Origin of the sequence: Streptomyces dryopteridis (genome assembly GCF_049606955.1) — a bacterium.
Taxonomy (GTDB): domain Bacteria; phylum Actinomycetota; class Actinomycetes; order Streptomycetales; family Streptomycetaceae; genus Streptomyces.
In genome coordinates, this window is sequence record NZ_CP187114.1 from 1,744,811 (window position 1) to 1,757,623 (window position 12,813).

Here is a 12,813-nt window from a genome sequence, read left to right on the forward strand (position 1 = left end):
GCGGTTGCCCGTCCCCCCGATCCCGTGGCAAGCCTAAGTCCCCCGCCAACAACCACCCCCGGAGCCCCGGAAGGCCGCCCCCACACGAACCCGGCCCGAACGCGCCCCACGCCCCACCACCCCCCGACCGCCTACGGAGCCTCGGCTGCTTCAACCACCTGAGGCCCCTGGGGGCGGCCCAACCCCGGTGTCCCGCCCCCAGGGGCCAGGCCGCAGCCAGCCCCGGCCGGGCCCAAGGGGCCCGGAGCACCCCCGCCCCACCCGCACCCGGCAACGCACCGAGACCCCGTACCCCTCCCCGCCGCCACCGGGAAACGCTTTTGACCTACCCGCCGCCGGCAGGCGGCCACCCCAGCCCCGATCGCTCACCCCACCGCGCAACAACCCCGACCCGCTCGGACGTACGCTCCCAAGCGCCGACAAAATCAGCGAAGATAGCCCCCAACAACCCAACCCCAAGAGGCTCCCCACCCCCAAGGCCCAGAAATGCCGGAAATGTCGCGATCCCCAATCCTTGCCAAAAACCCCACCCCGCCGCGACAAACCCGCAGGTGAAAGACTCCAGCCCCCGCGCACGCGGGGATGACCCCGAGTTCCACCTGAAGGTGAGCACTCGATCGGCCCAGCCCCCGCGCACGCGGGGATGACCCCACGGGCGAGGGGTGACCGGAGCTCCGCGTGGGAGGACGTCCGCGCGGCCCAGCCCCCGCGCACGCGGGGATGACCCCCGGGTCGGCCCCGCGCACGCGAGGCCCGGGGGCTGATTCTGAAGGGGGGTTCAGGGGGGTTCAGGAAGTCTTCAGGTGGGGGCGGCAGGGTGGTGGGTGTGCCGTGCGGAGGAAGTCGTGCGGGTCTGTCCCCCCCCAGGAGCTTGAAGTGAAGCGTTCGTTGTTGTCCGCCGGTGTGTTGGTCGCGTTGACCGTGCCGGTGCTCGTCGCCTGTAAGGGTGAGGGTGGTGCGGCGGCCGGCAAGGCCGGTGTCGTGCCGAGTGCCTCTGTTTCCGTGAGTCCCGAGGCGGTCGCGCCGAGTGCCTCGGAGGGCAAGGGGCGGGAGACCGGGGGCCCCGCGATCACGCACGTGGCCGCCGCTCGGGTCGCCGTCGAGTCGGTTCCCGGGGGGAAGGTGACCTCCGCGAAGCTGCGTGATCGTGACGGGGCCCTGGTGTGGGAGGTCGACGTGATGACGGACGAGCCGCGGGTGCACAACGTCACCGTCGACCCCGGCAGCGGGGCCCTGATCGGGTCGCGTGCGGACCGGATGCCCGATCGGGCCCGGGCGCGTCTGCGGTACCCGCTGGACGCCCTCGCCCTCGCGAAGGTCGACCGGGAGAAGGCCGCCGACCTCGCCCTCACGGCGGCCGGCGGCGGGCACGTGCGCGCTGTCTCCGTGCAGAACGACGACGGGGCCGCGCGCTGGGAGGTCGACGTGCGCAGCGGTGACACCCTGCACCGGCTCGACGTGGACGGCGCGAGCGGCGCGGTCACCGTCGGTCGGTCCCGGACCGATGCCGACAACTCCGCCCGGCGCGAGGCCGACGGCGCCACGGACACCCCCGCCCGCGACACCCGCCCCGCCGAGGGTGAGCGTGGGGGGCGGCCCGATGCCGAGACGGTTCGGGAGTTGTCCCACGACTTCGGGCGGGACCACTACGACTGGAATCGGCACGTCCCCCGGTGAGCGCGATCGTGCCCTCCGCCGCCGATGACCTCGTCGGTGCCTACCTCGGCGCCCTTGCCCGGGGTGACGTCGCCGGTGTTCTCCGGCTGTTCGCCCCCGACGCCGTCGTCCACTCGCCCCTGTACGGGCCCCGGCCGGCGCGCGAGTTCTATCCCGCGTTGTTCGCCGACACCGGCTCCTCCCGGCTGATCCCGCGCGGTACGACGGAGGGCCGCACGGTCGACGGCGGGCGACTGGTCGCGTTCTGGTTCGGTTTCGACTGGACCCTCGCCTCCGGCGCCCCGGCCCCCTTCGACGTGGTCGACCTCGCCGAACTCGACGCCGACGGTCGGATCGCGACCCTGCGCATCGTGTACGACACGGTCACCGTCCGCCCCGCCTTCGAGGCGGAGACCGGTACCTCCCACCGGGCCGACCCGGCTCGTCCCGAGGGCTGACCGGCCGGCCTGGGGCGCTACCTCAGGATGACGCGGAAACGGCACGCCGGTCGCACGCCCCGCCGGCCGGGGCGGGGGAGGATGGACGCCCGGGTGCCCGTCGACCGACCGCCGCCTCCCTCCCCACCCCCTGATCCAGGACCGCCCGTGCATCCCCAGCAGCCCGACGTGCCCGCCGACGCGCCCCGTCTCCTCCTGGTCGAGGACGAGGTGTCCCTCACCGCCGTCCTCGGGCGCGGGCTGCGGGCCGCCGGGATGCGGGTGGACGTGGCCCACACCGGCGACGAGGGGCTCCAGGCCGCACTCACCGGCGAGTACGACGCGCTGATCCTCGACGTGATGCTGCCCGGCCCGAGCGGGCTGCGGATCTGTTCGGCGGTGCGGGCGGCGGGCCTGCGGACCCCGATCCTGATGCTCACGGCCATGGACGGCGAGTACGACGAGGCCGAGGGCCTCGACCGGGGCGCCGACGACTACCTGTCCAAGCCCTTCTCCTACCTCGTGCTCCTGGCCCGCCTGCGGGCCCTGCTCCGCCGCTCCGGACCGGCGGCCGAACGCGATGTGCTGCGGGTCGGGGACCTCACGCTCGACCTGCGGGAACGCCGCTGCCGGCGCGCCGGCGTCGAGATCGCCCTCACCGACCGGGAGTTCTCCCTCCTCGACGTGCTGGCCCGCAACGCCGGGCTGACCCTCGCCAAGGACACCCTGCTCCGGGAGGCGTGGGGGATCCACCAAGGCGGGGACCCCAATCTGGTCGAGGCCCACGTCAGCTCCCTGCGCCGCAAGCTCGACCAGCCCTTCGCCGAGACCGGCGGCCGGCTCCTGCGGACCGTGCGCGGGCAGGGCTACCGGCTGGCGGCCCGCGATGCCGGTTGAGCGGCGGTCGCTGCGGCCGCCGCGGCCGTTCCGGGCCGGGCCGCAGCTGGCCTCGGTGCGGGTGCGGGTCACCGTCGGCGCGGTCCTCGTCGTGGGTCTGGTGCTCGCGGCCACCGCCGCCGGGTTCCTCGTGCTGACCCGGGCCGGCCTGGTCCGCTCCGCCGAGGAGACCGCCCTCAAACGCGCCGAGGCCGTGGCCGAACAGGCCCGCACCGGCGGCCTGTTGCCCACCCTGTCCGTGCCCGACGGGGAGAGCAACCTGCTCCAGGTCGTCGCCGACGACGGCCGGGTCCTCGCCGCCGGACACCAGCTCATCGGCCGCGGCCCCATCGCCGGATTCCGGCCCGCGCCCGGCCGTCCGCACGAGGCCCGCACCCTCACCCCGGCCGACACCAAGACTCCCGACCAGCGTTTCCGCGTGGTCGCCGTCCCCACCCGCGTCGCCCGGGGCGACACCGAGGTCCCCGCCGTCGTCTACGCCGGCACCACCCTGCGGACCGCCGACGAGGCCCGCCGCATGACCCTGGCCGCCGTGCTGCCCGGCATCCCCCTCATGCTGCTGCTCGTGGGCGCCGTCACGTGGCACAGCTGCGCCCGCGCCCTGCGCCCCGTCGCCGCGATCCGCGCCGAGCTGGCCGAGATCACGGAGCACGATCCGCGCCGCCGCGTGCCGGTGCCCGCCTCCCGTGACGAGATCGCCGACCTGGCCCGCACCGCCAACGCCACCCTCGAACGCCTCCACACCTCCCTCCAGCGCGAGCGGCGGTTCGTCGCCGACGCCTCCCACGAGCTGCGCAACCCCATCGCGGCCCTGCGCGCCCACATCGAGCTGGCCTCCCTGCACCCGGACCTGCTCTGCCTGGCCGACCTCGAACGCGACTCCGCGCGCGTCCAGCGCCTGGTCACCGATCTGCTGCTGTTGGCGCGGCTCGACGCCCGCGAGTCCACCCCGGCCCGCACGGTCGACCTCGCCGAGCTGGTCCGCACGGTGACGGCCCGCCGGGGCCCGGGGCGGGTGCCCGTGCGCACCGAGCTGCCGCCCGGCCCCGCGTGCCTGGCCGGGCGCCCCGAGCAGCTGGCCCGGGTGCTGGACAACCTGCTCGACAACGCCGACCGGCACGCCGCGACCCGCGTCGATCTCGCCCTGCGTCGCACCCCCGACGGCACGCTCGCGCTGACCGTCACCGACGACGGGGAGGGCGTGCCCGCCGAACACCGGGAGGCGATCTTCACCCGGTTCACCCGGCTCGACCCGGCCCGGGCCCGCGACACCGGCGGCACCGGCCTGGGGCTCGCCATCGCCCGCGAGATCGCGGGCGCGCACGGCGGCACCCTCACGGCCGAGCCGCCCCCCTCGGACCGGGCGGGCGGCCGGTTCCTGCTGTGCCTGCCCGCCGCCTGACGCGGGCGCGGTTTGACTTCAGGTGCGCTTGAAGTTGTTCGGTGTGCCGGTGGACATACGCGATGACTCCCCGGAAACCGCCGCCGCCCCTGCCCCCGCCCCTCCCGAGGACCGCCCGGGCGGGTGGCGCGAACTGTTCGGCCCCCGGCACCGGGCCGCGGCCTCGCTGGTCGCGGGGGTGATGGTGCTGGACGGCACCACCATGTGGGTGACGGCGAGCCTGCTGCCGACGGTGGTGGCGGACATCGGCGGGGAGCGGTTCTACGCCTGGGCCACGACCGTGTTCATGATCGCCTCGGTGGCCGGGGCGATGCTCGTCGGTTCGATCGCGGCCCGGCGCGGGGAGCGCGGCGCCTACTGGGTGGGGCTGGGGACCTTCGTGGCGGGCACGCTCGTCGCGGCGGCGGCCCCGGCGATGGAACCGCTGCTCGCGGGCCGGGTCCTCCAGGGTTTCGGCGTCGGCCTGCTGAACGGGCTGGCCTTCGTGACGGTGCGCACGGCGCTTCCGGCGCACCTGTGGGCGCGGGGCACGAGCCTGGTGTCGGCGGCCATGGCGGTCGGCTTCTTCCTCGGCCCCGCGATCGGCGGGATCTTCGCGCGGTTCGGGGCCTGGCGCTCGGCGTTCCTGCTGGTCACGGTGGGGACGGTGCCGTTCGTGGTGCTGGTGGCCCGACTGCTGCCGGCCGGGGTGCGTTCCGGGGTGCGGACCGGCGCGCGGGGCGCGGGCGGCGGCACAGGCGGCATGGGCGGCGCGGGGGCGTTGCCGGTGGTGTCGTTGGCGCTGATGACCGGGGCCGCCGTGTTGATCAGCGTGGCCGGGGTGTTCTCCCGGGTGTGGGTCACGGGCGCGGCGATCCTCGGCGCACTGGTGCTGGTGGCGGTGTTCCTGGCGGTGGAGCGGCGGGGGCGGTGCGCGCGGGTGTTCCCGGCGATGGTGCACCGGCCCGGGGCGCCGCTGCGCCGCCTGTACCTGGTGCGGGCACTGATCACGGCGGCGGCGTCGCTGGAGGCGTTCGTGGCCTTGTTCGGCGAGCGGCTGGCCGGGTTGTCGCCGCTCGCGGCCGGGTTCCTGGGGACGACGCTGTCGTTGGGCTGGTGCGGCACGCAGGTCGCGGTCTCGGGCGCGCGTCCGTCGGTCCTGGCCCGGTTGAGCCGGGTCGGGCCGTTCGTGCTGGCCGGCGCCCTGTTCCTGGCCGTGTTCACGCAGCGGGAGCACGCGGGCACGGGCACGGTCGTGCTCTGGGCGGTGGTCTACCTGGTGGCGGGCGCGGGGGTCGGCATGACCATGCCGCACCTGTCCACGTCGGTGCTGGGGGCCACGGCGGACCCGGGGGAGGCGGCGAAGGCATCCGCCGCGCTGAACACCATCGGCCAGTTCGCGTTCGCGTTCGGGTCCGCCCTGGCCGGCGCTCTGATCAACCTCGGGTCCCCCGTGATGCTCGACTCCGCCCGCGCGGCCCTGTTCGGGCTGGCGGTCCTGGCCACCCTGGCCGCCGTGGTCGGCACCCCGGGTCGGGGACGGGTCGCGGACGGGACGGGCGGCGCGGACGGGCCGGACGGGGCGGTCGAGGGGGCCGGTGTGCGTGCGTCCGCCGCCGGCTGAGGGCGCCGTGACCCGCGCCGGCGCCCGTATCGTGGAGGCCATGGACCGCCCGCGCTCTGCTCAGGAACTCACCATCGGGAAGCTCGCCGAGCGCGCCGGCGTCACCACCAGCACCCTGCGCCACTACGAGGCCATGGGCCTGATCCACAGCCGCCGCACCCCGGGGAACCAGCGCCGTTATCCGCGCTCGGCCCTGCGGCGGGTGGCCCTGATCAGGGTGGCCCAGGGGGTGGGGGTCTCCCTGCGGGAGATCGGGCGGGCCCTGGCCGCGGTGCCCGACGATCACGCGCCGACCCGGGCCGAGTGGGCGGGCCTGTCCCGCCGGTGGAGCGGGGAGCTGACCGCCCGCATCGAGCAGCTCACGCGGCTGCGGGACCTCCTGGACGACTGCACCGGCTGCGGCTGCCTGTCCCTGGACCGCTGCGCCGTGGCCAATCCGACCGACCACCTCGGTGAGCTGGGCTCCGGCCCGCACCGTCTCCTCGTGGACCGGTCCCCCCTGGTCGGGGAGCCCGGCGTCTGAGCCGCGGCGTGGTGTGTACGCGGAAACGACCGAAGGCCGGCACCCCCGAGGGGGCGCCGGCCTTCGGCGTCAGACATCGCGGACGGTGCCGCGGGGTGCCGAGGGTCAGGCGGGGAGGATGTTCTCCGCCTGGGGGCCCTTCTGGCCCTGGGTCACGTCGAAGGTGACGCGCTGGCCTTCCTGGAGCTCACGGAAGCCCTGGGTGGCGATGTTGGAGTAGTGGGCGAAGACGTCGGCGCCGCCGCCGTCCTGCTCGATGAAGCCGAAGCCCTTTTCAGCGTTGAACCACTTCACGGTACCGGTGGTCGCCATGATGTTCTCCTTCTGGAAGCGTGAACTCGGGAACCACCCGGTCGGGGGTTCCCAGCCGCTGTAATGACCCATCCGGAAAAAACACCGGAAAACAAAAAGATCCTGGGAGCCGGAGCCCTCAGGCACAAGATGGTGGGTAATGCCACAACCGCAACTGACGTCAGCCTAGCACGCCCCCCGGGCCGGGCGCTGCGAAGCGTGACGGGCGACGACGCACGGTGTGGATCCCCACCCGCCGCCGCCCGTCCGCACCCCCGCCGTCCCGAGAGCATCCCGCCGCCAACTCGGCTACCAGGGAAGCGAATTCGGTGCGTTCCCCGGCCGATGGGCCGGGCGTGGAGGGGGCCGCGACTCGTCGGTGATCCGTCGGCCCCCTGTCGGCGCGGCGCGGCGCGGCGTGGCGCGAGGGCGGGGGCGCGGGTCGTCCGCAGCGCATGACCCCCGTGACGCCGAGGACCATCAGGCGTCGAGGCGGTGCACGTCCACGTCGGAGGGAACGCGCGCGCCCGCGCCCGCATGCCCGCCGTGTAGGGAGCGACGGCCTGCCGTGCGACCCTCCCGCCGCCCCGCGTCCGCCAGGTCGGGGCCGAGAGCGCGGTGGTCGCCGTTCGGGGTGCGGTCGGCGAGGGGGTCGCGCTCGGTGCGCTGCCGTCCACCGGCGCCGGCATCATGGCCCCCGCCCCCGCCTCTCTCCGAGCTGCCCCCGGCCGGCCGTCACCTGTCACGTCACCGACGGGGCCCGGCTGCGCGAGCTCGCCCTCGGTACCGTCGACGTGCTCCTCGGGCAGCGCTACCACCACCAGCCGCCACCAGCCCGACACGACGCCCCCCGAGCGTGGGCCTCGTCCCGCTGCTCGTCGTCACCGCCCCCGACCGCGCCCCCGGCGCCCCCGGACCTGCGGGACCTGGCAGGGCGCACGCTCGCCCCGGCGCCCGCGAGCACGGACTGCGGCCGGGCCGCCCGGCCGTCCGCCCGGCCGTCCGTCCGGCATGTCTGCGGGTGGGTCTCAGCCCCGTGCCCCGGTGCGTCACCCGTCGACATCGGCGCCCAACTTGCCCTGGCGTGCGCCTGGTTGGCTACCGCGCTCGCTTCCCGCGCCGCCGTCGAGCCGGCCGCCCCGGGCTGCGCGCGGCGGTCCGTCGCACCGGGCACCCGAAGCCCACCGTGGCCGCCCTCACCGAGGCTCTGCGCGCCGCCGCCCGCCGGCGCGGGGAGGCCGGCGGGTTAGGGTGCCGGGCATGACGGGGTGGAGTATGAGGCCGGCCGGCGCGGCCGACGTGGAGCCGGTGGCGGAGTTGCGGGCCGTGGTCCTGCGCGAGGACCTGGAACGGCTGGGGCGCTATGACGATCGGTGGGTGCGGGAGCGGCTGCGCCGGAACTTCGACCCGGCCCACACCTGGGTGATCGCCGTCGACGGCGCGTTCGCCGGCTGCGTGGCCCTGCGGCCGGCCCCCGACGCGCACTGGCTGGAGCACTTCTACCTCGCGCCCGAGCGGCAGGGCACCGGCATCGGCTCCGCCGTCCTGCGCGAGCTGCTCGCCCGCTGTGACCGCGAGGGCGTCGAGGTCCGTCTCCAGGTGCTCACCGGCAGCCCGGCCCGGCGCCTCTACGACCGGCACGGGTTCACGGTGGAGTCCGAGGACCCCGTGGACACCTGGATGCGGCGTCTCCCGGCCGGCGCCGGCGCCGGGGCCGGCCCGGATCCTCGGGGCCTCAGGGGGTGAAGGGGGCGCCGTCCAGGCTCCAGTGCGAGTCGGGGGTGATGCCCAGCGCCGCGTGCACGTGGGCGGCGACGTCCACGTGACGGACGGTGCTCGGCGCCGTCCCGGGGGACAGGCCGGGGCCCCGCGCGGCGATCCACGCGGTGCGTTCGGCCGAGCTGTGCCCGCCGTGCCCGCCCTCGTCGCGGTGGCCGTGGTCGGTGACCACGACGACCGTCCACTCGCCGGCCGGGGCGGGGCGCTCCTCCACGGCCCGCAGCAGCCGTCCCAGGCGCGCGTCCGCCGCCTCGATCGCCCGCCGGTACTCGGGCCCGCAGCCCAGGTGGTGGGCGGTCTCGTCGACGGCGCCGAGGTAGACGAACGAGGCGTGCGGGGCCCGGCGCGCGCCCAGGACCCGCACCGTCTCCTCGACCACCTCCTCGTCCGCCTCCTCCCAGCCCTCGGGGGTGTTCTCGTGCGGCCCGACGAACGTCAGCCGGCTCGGCGCGGCGAACAGCGGGCCGCCGTCCCGGGTCAGGAACAGGGGGGCCCAGCAGCCGGCGGCGTAGGTCCGGCGGCCGTGGTCGACGGCCAGGCGGGTGAGGAAGTCGGGGAAGACGGTGAGCCGGTTGCCGTCGAGGCGGTTACCCCAGATGGCGTGCTTGGCGACCTTCACCCCCGTGACGACGGTGGCCCAGCAGGGGCCGGACATGGTGGGCGTGGAGTCGTCGATGCGGACGGGGGCCATGAACCCGGCGCGGGCCGTCGCGTCGAGGTGGGGGGTGCGCAGTCCCGGCAGCAGGTCGTGCCGGACGCCGTCGATGCCGACGACGAGTACGTGACGGTCGTTCATGTCGAGTTCCGTGTTTCCGAGAGGGGGCGGGTGACGGGAGCGGGCCGGGGCCTTGGGTCGAGAGTCGATCAGTGCCGAGCGGATCGCCGACAGGGGTACGACGTCCTGTGTTTCAGGGCCTGTTGACCTTCTGTCAGGTGGATGTAGGGGCGGTCAGACGGTGATTCGCAGGGGGGTCGGGTCCACCTCGGCGGTCGCCCGGTCCAGGTCCTTGCGCCGCCAGGAGTCCGATTCGCGACCCAGGGCGTGCCCGTGGAAGCGGACCTCGTACTCGCCGTGCGACAGCCCGGTCCACACGGTGCGCACGGTCGCCGGTTCGGCGTCGCGGCCGCTGCGCACGGCCCGTTCGGAGCCCGTGACCGGCAGCAACCGCCCGCCCCGGGGCCCCTGTTCGACGTGCCACAGCGTGAACTCGCCGGCGACGGTGCCCGGTACGCCCCGCCAGCGGTCCCGCGCGTACACGTCGGTGCCCGCGTGCAGCACGGCGAGGACGGTGGCGACGGGGACCACGCCGCCGGCGGGCAGGACGGTGGCGGTGAGCCGGTGCCGCACCCGCAGGGTGCGGCCGGGGGAGTGCCGGGTGCGTTCGCCGCCCACGAGTTGTCCGGTGGACGGCAGGCGCGCCGGCGGGAGTTCGGGGGCGGCCCGGGACGGGGCCCGGCCCCGGTGCACGAGGACCAGGGGCGCGCCGGCGCCGGGGTCGCCGGCGGGGCCGCTCGCCAGGGCGGGGGTGCCGCTGCCGGCGGGCAGGGGGAGGGTGACCGGCATGGTCCAGCCCCGGCCGGAGCCGATCTGGTGCACGAGGCCGGCGCCGTCGGCGTTCGGGTAGACCACGTGCAGCCGGTCGCCGTGCGAGGCGAGGGCGCAGCCGTCGCCGGACCGGGCCCCGCGCAGGGGGCGGGCGGGGCTCCAGGCGGACCCGTCGAAGACGGTGTGCAGGATCCGACCGGCGGGGACGCCGCGCCGGGCGTCGGCCCGCAGGGTGATGACGGCGTGGATCTCGCCCCGGTGGGAGCAGGCCGCGAGTCGGCGCACGGGAGGGTGCGGCCAGGGCAGGGCGGGGCCGGGGTCGGCGGGGGCCCAGGCGGCGGCCGGGGGTTCGTCCCGGTGCCCGGCCGCCCGGCCGATCGTGGCGTGCGGGGCCAGGACGTGGTGGGTGACCTCGGGGCCGTCGGCGGCGAGCAGGTGTATTCGGCCCTCGTGCGCGACCAGGCACGGGGGTGCGAGGGTCGGGATCGCGCCCGACGCCGTGCCGAAGCCCTGGTCCGTGCCCGTGCCCGTGCCCGTGGCCGTGCGCATTCCCATGCCCGAGCCCGTGCTCGTGCGGGTGCCCGGCTCGGGGTCGCGTGCCGGTCGGAACACCCCGGCGTGCCGCCACGCGGCGGTGCCCGGGGCGCGCACGTGCGTGGTGTGGGAGGGCCGGCCCCCGGCGCGCGGATCGGGGGCGGTGGTGACGCACACCTCCAGGTCCTCGCCGGCCGCGAACGCGGGCGCGCCGTGCACGGGCAGCGGCCGGCCGGTCGAGGTCCTCGGCTCCTGGTCGGGCACGGCGACCATCCGCACGGAGGGTTCGCCCGGGGCCGGGGCGAGGAGTTCGATCAGGGCGGCGCGGACCACGCCCGCCCCGCGCCGGTCGGGCTCGCGGGACAGGCACAGGAAGGCCCGGCCCATCGGGGCGAGGGTCGGATCGATGGGGGCGGGCGCGCCGACGGGCACGAGGGCGGGGCCCCAGCCGACCTTGTCGTCGTACACCGCGATCCACGGGGTGTGCCCCTCGGGGCCCGCTGTGTCCTGCGGTGTCACCTGTGCGTTCTCCTCGGTCCCTGGGGTCGGTTCTCGGAGACGATCCTAGAAATCCCGTACCAGACAAAGACCAGACGGAGTGCCCGAAAGGGCCGGTCCTTCGCGGAACCGGGCAGGGTCGAAGGTCCGCGACCACCCGCCGGGGGAGGGGTCCGGGAGGCGGCGTATGCTGACTCGTGCATTCCATCAGTGCAAAACCAGATATGCACTAGTGCAATCACGCCCGGTGTTCCCGCTCCCGCCCTCCCGACGTCCCGAAGGCGGCTCCGCGCGAGCGACCCGGGGCCACACCGGAAGGGCAGGACCGCCGTGATCCCCCGCTACACCCTCCCCGCCATGGGCACCCTCTTCGCCGACGAGACCCGCTACGCCCTGTGGGTCGAGATCGAGATCCTCGCCTCCCGGGCCCAGGCGCGCCTCGGCCACGTGCCCGAGACCGCCGTGGACGACATGCGCCGCGCCCCCGTCCCCACCCCCGCCCGGATCGCCGAGATCGAACGCGACCGCGACCACGAGGTCCTGTCCTTCCTCGCCGCGTTCTGCGAGCACCTGCCCGAGAGCTCCGCGCGCTGGGTCCACCACGGCATGACCAGCTACGACCTCGTCGACACCGCCCTGGGCACCACCCTGACCCGCGCCGCCGACCTCGTCCTCGAAGCCGCCGGCACCCTGCGCCGCACCCTCGTGGACCGCGCCCTCGAACACTGGGACACGGTGATGATCGGCCGCACCCACGGCGTGCACGCCGAACCCACCACCTTCGGCCACAAGCTCGCCGGCTTCGCGTTCGCCGTCGACCGCTGCCACACCCGCCTGAGCGCCGCCCGCGAGGCCATCGCCGTCGGCACGATCTCCGGCGCCGTCGGCACCTACTCCCTCATCGACCCCCGGGTCGAGACCGAGGTCCTGGCCGCCCTCGGCCTGAGCCCCGAACCCGTGCCCAGCCAGGTCGTCGCCCGCGACCGGCACGCCCAACTCCTCCAGGCCCTCGCCCTCCTCGGCGCCTGCGTGGAGGGACTGGCCCTGGAAGCCCGGCTGTTGCAGCGCACCGAGGTCCGCGAGATCGAGGAACGCCGCACCGGCGCCTACCAGGGCTCCAGCGCCATGCCCCACAAGCGCAACCCCACCACCAGCGAACGCCTCGCCGGCCTCGCCCGCCTCCTGCGCGGCTACGCCGACACCGCGACCGAGAACGTGGCCCTGTGGCACGAACGCGACCTCGCCCACCAGAGCGTCGAACGCGTCATCCTGCCCGACGCCCTGTGCGTGGCCCACTACCAGAGCGTCAAGGCCGCCGAACTCGTCGCGAACCTCGCCGTGTTCCCCGACCGCATGGCCGAACACGTCGAGTCCACCCACGGCCTCGTCCACTCCTCCGCAGTCCTCGCCGACCTCCTCGACGCCGGCGAGGAACGCGAACACGCCTACCGCACCGTCCAGGCCGCCGCCGCCCACACCACCGCCACCGGCGAACCCTTCGCCGACTCCCTGCGCCGCCACGGCATCACCCCCCGCCACCCCCTCACCGCCGAACGCTTCCTCGTCCACCACGACACCCTCCGCGCCCGCCTCGAAACCCTCCGGGACCGGACCTGACCCGTCCGCCCACCGGCCCGCGTGTGATGG

General features: G+C 75.5%; 11 protein-coding genes. 8 read left to right on the forward strand and 3 right to left on the reverse strand.

What is annotated here, in order from left to right:
- Positions 1 to 720 precede the first annotated feature (720 nt).
- The 6 genes from ACN20G_RS34330 (at position 721) to soxR (ending at position 6,518) form a co-directional block, all read left to right on the forward strand.
- Positions 721 to 1,677: a PepSY domain-containing protein gene (locus ACN20G_RS34330; protein ID WP_424217166.1), complete on the forward strand. Its 957-nt coding sequence runs from the start codon at positions 721 to 723 to the stop codon at positions 1,675 to 1,677.
- Positions 1,674 to 2,114, forward strand: coding sequence for a nuclear transport factor 2 family protein (locus ACN20G_RS34335; protein ID WP_424217167.1), 441 nt, complete (start codon positions 1,674 to 1,676; stop codon positions 2,112 to 2,114). The genes ACN20G_RS34330 and ACN20G_RS34335 overlap by 4 nt, the downstream gene beginning before the upstream one ends.
- A gap of 147 nt (positions 2,115 to 2,261) precedes the next feature.
- A complete protein-coding gene (locus ACN20G_RS34340) occupies positions 2,262 to 2,990 on the forward strand; it encodes a response regulator transcription factor (RefSeq protein ID WP_424217168.1) in 729 nt (242 codons plus the stop codon).
- Positions 2,980 to 4,392 (forward strand): sensor histidine kinase, encoded by a 1,413-nt coding sequence (locus ACN20G_RS34345; protein WP_424217169.1) that lies wholly within the window; start codon positions 2,980 to 2,982, stop codon positions 4,390 to 4,392. The genes ACN20G_RS34340 and ACN20G_RS34345 overlap by 11 nt, the downstream gene beginning before the upstream one ends.
- Before the next feature lie 49 nt (positions 4,393 to 4,441).
- The gene (locus tag ACN20G_RS34350; protein ID WP_424217170.1) at positions 4,442 to 5,995 is read left to right on the forward strand and encodes an MFS transporter; all 1,554 of its coding nucleotides are present in this window, start codon (positions 4,442 to 4,444) and stop codon (positions 5,993 to 5,995) included.
- Between the two features lie 40 nt (positions 5,996 to 6,035).
- Entirely contained in the window at positions 6,036 to 6,518 is a 483-nt protein-coding gene (gene soxR / locus ACN20G_RS34355; RefSeq protein WP_424217171.1) for a redox-sensitive transcriptional activator SoxR, read from the forward strand.
- A 105-nt stretch (positions 6,519 to 6,623) separates the two neighbouring features.
- Here soxR and ACN20G_RS34360 read toward each other — a convergent pair whose 3' ends face one another.
- Positions 6,624 to 6,830, reverse strand: coding sequence for a cold-shock protein (locus ACN20G_RS34360; RefSeq protein ID WP_424217172.1), 207 nt, complete (start codon positions 6,828 to 6,830; stop codon positions 6,624 to 6,626).
- A gap of 1,239 nt (positions 6,831 to 8,069) precedes the next feature.
- On the opposite strand from ACN20G_RS34360, the gene ACN20G_RS34365 reads away from it, so the two are divergent.
- Positions 8,070 to 8,555 carry a GNAT family N-acetyltransferase gene (locus tag ACN20G_RS34365; protein WP_424217173.1) on the forward strand — a complete coding sequence of 162 codons (486 nt, stop codon included), beginning with the start codon at positions 8,070 to 8,072 and terminating at the stop codon, positions 8,553 to 8,555.
- Here ACN20G_RS34365 and ACN20G_RS34370 read toward each other — a convergent pair.
- Complete coding sequence (locus ACN20G_RS34370) at positions 8,545 to 9,384, reverse strand: alkaline phosphatase family protein (RefSeq protein ID WP_424217174.1); 840 nt, start codon at positions 9,382 to 9,384, stop codon at positions 8,545 to 8,547. The genes ACN20G_RS34365 and ACN20G_RS34370 overlap by 11 nt on opposite strands.
- A gap of 153 nt (positions 9,385 to 9,537) precedes the next feature.
- Complete coding sequence (locus ACN20G_RS34375; protein WP_424217175.1) at positions 9,538 to 11,187, reverse strand: hypothetical protein; 1,650 nt, start codon at positions 11,185 to 11,187, stop codon at positions 9,538 to 9,540.
- A 309-nt stretch (positions 11,188 to 11,496) separates the two neighbouring features.
- Here ACN20G_RS34375 and purB point away from each other — a divergent pair, with 309 nt between their 5' ends.
- Positions 11,497 to 12,783 carry an adenylosuccinate lyase gene (gene purB / locus ACN20G_RS34380; RefSeq protein WP_424217176.1) on the forward strand — a complete coding sequence of 429 codons (1,287 nt, stop codon included), beginning with the start codon at positions 11,497 to 11,499 and terminating at the stop codon, positions 12,781 to 12,783.
- Positions 12,784 to 12,813 lie beyond the last annotated feature (30 nt).

What these genes read in the sequence shown, in the direction of transcription:
- ACN20G_RS34330 (WP_424217166.1), top strand. Translation starts at nt 721, where the DNA reads ATGACCCCCGGGTCGGCCCCGCGCACGCGAGGCCCGGGGGCTGATTCT.
- ACN20G_RS34345 (WP_424217169.1), top strand. Translation starts at nt 2,980, where the DNA reads ATGCCGGTTGAGCGGCGGTCGCTGCGGCCGCCGCGGCCGTTCCGGGCC.
- soxR (WP_424217171.1), top strand. Translation starts at nt 6,036, where the DNA reads ATGGACCGCCCGCGCTCTGCTCAGGAACTCACCATCGGGAAGCTCGCC.
- ACN20G_RS34360 (WP_424217172.1), bottom strand. Translation starts at nt 6,830, where the DNA reads ATGGCGACCACCGGTACCGTGAAGTGGTTCAACGCTGAAAAGGGCTTC.
- ACN20G_RS34365 (WP_424217173.1), top strand. Translation starts at nt 8,070, where the DNA reads ATGACGGGGTGGAGTATGAGGCCGGCCGGCGCGGCCGACGTGGAGCCG.
- ACN20G_RS34370 (WP_424217174.1), bottom strand. Translation starts at nt 9,384, where the DNA reads ATGAACGACCGTCACGTACTCGTCGTCGGCATCGACGGCGTCCGGCAC.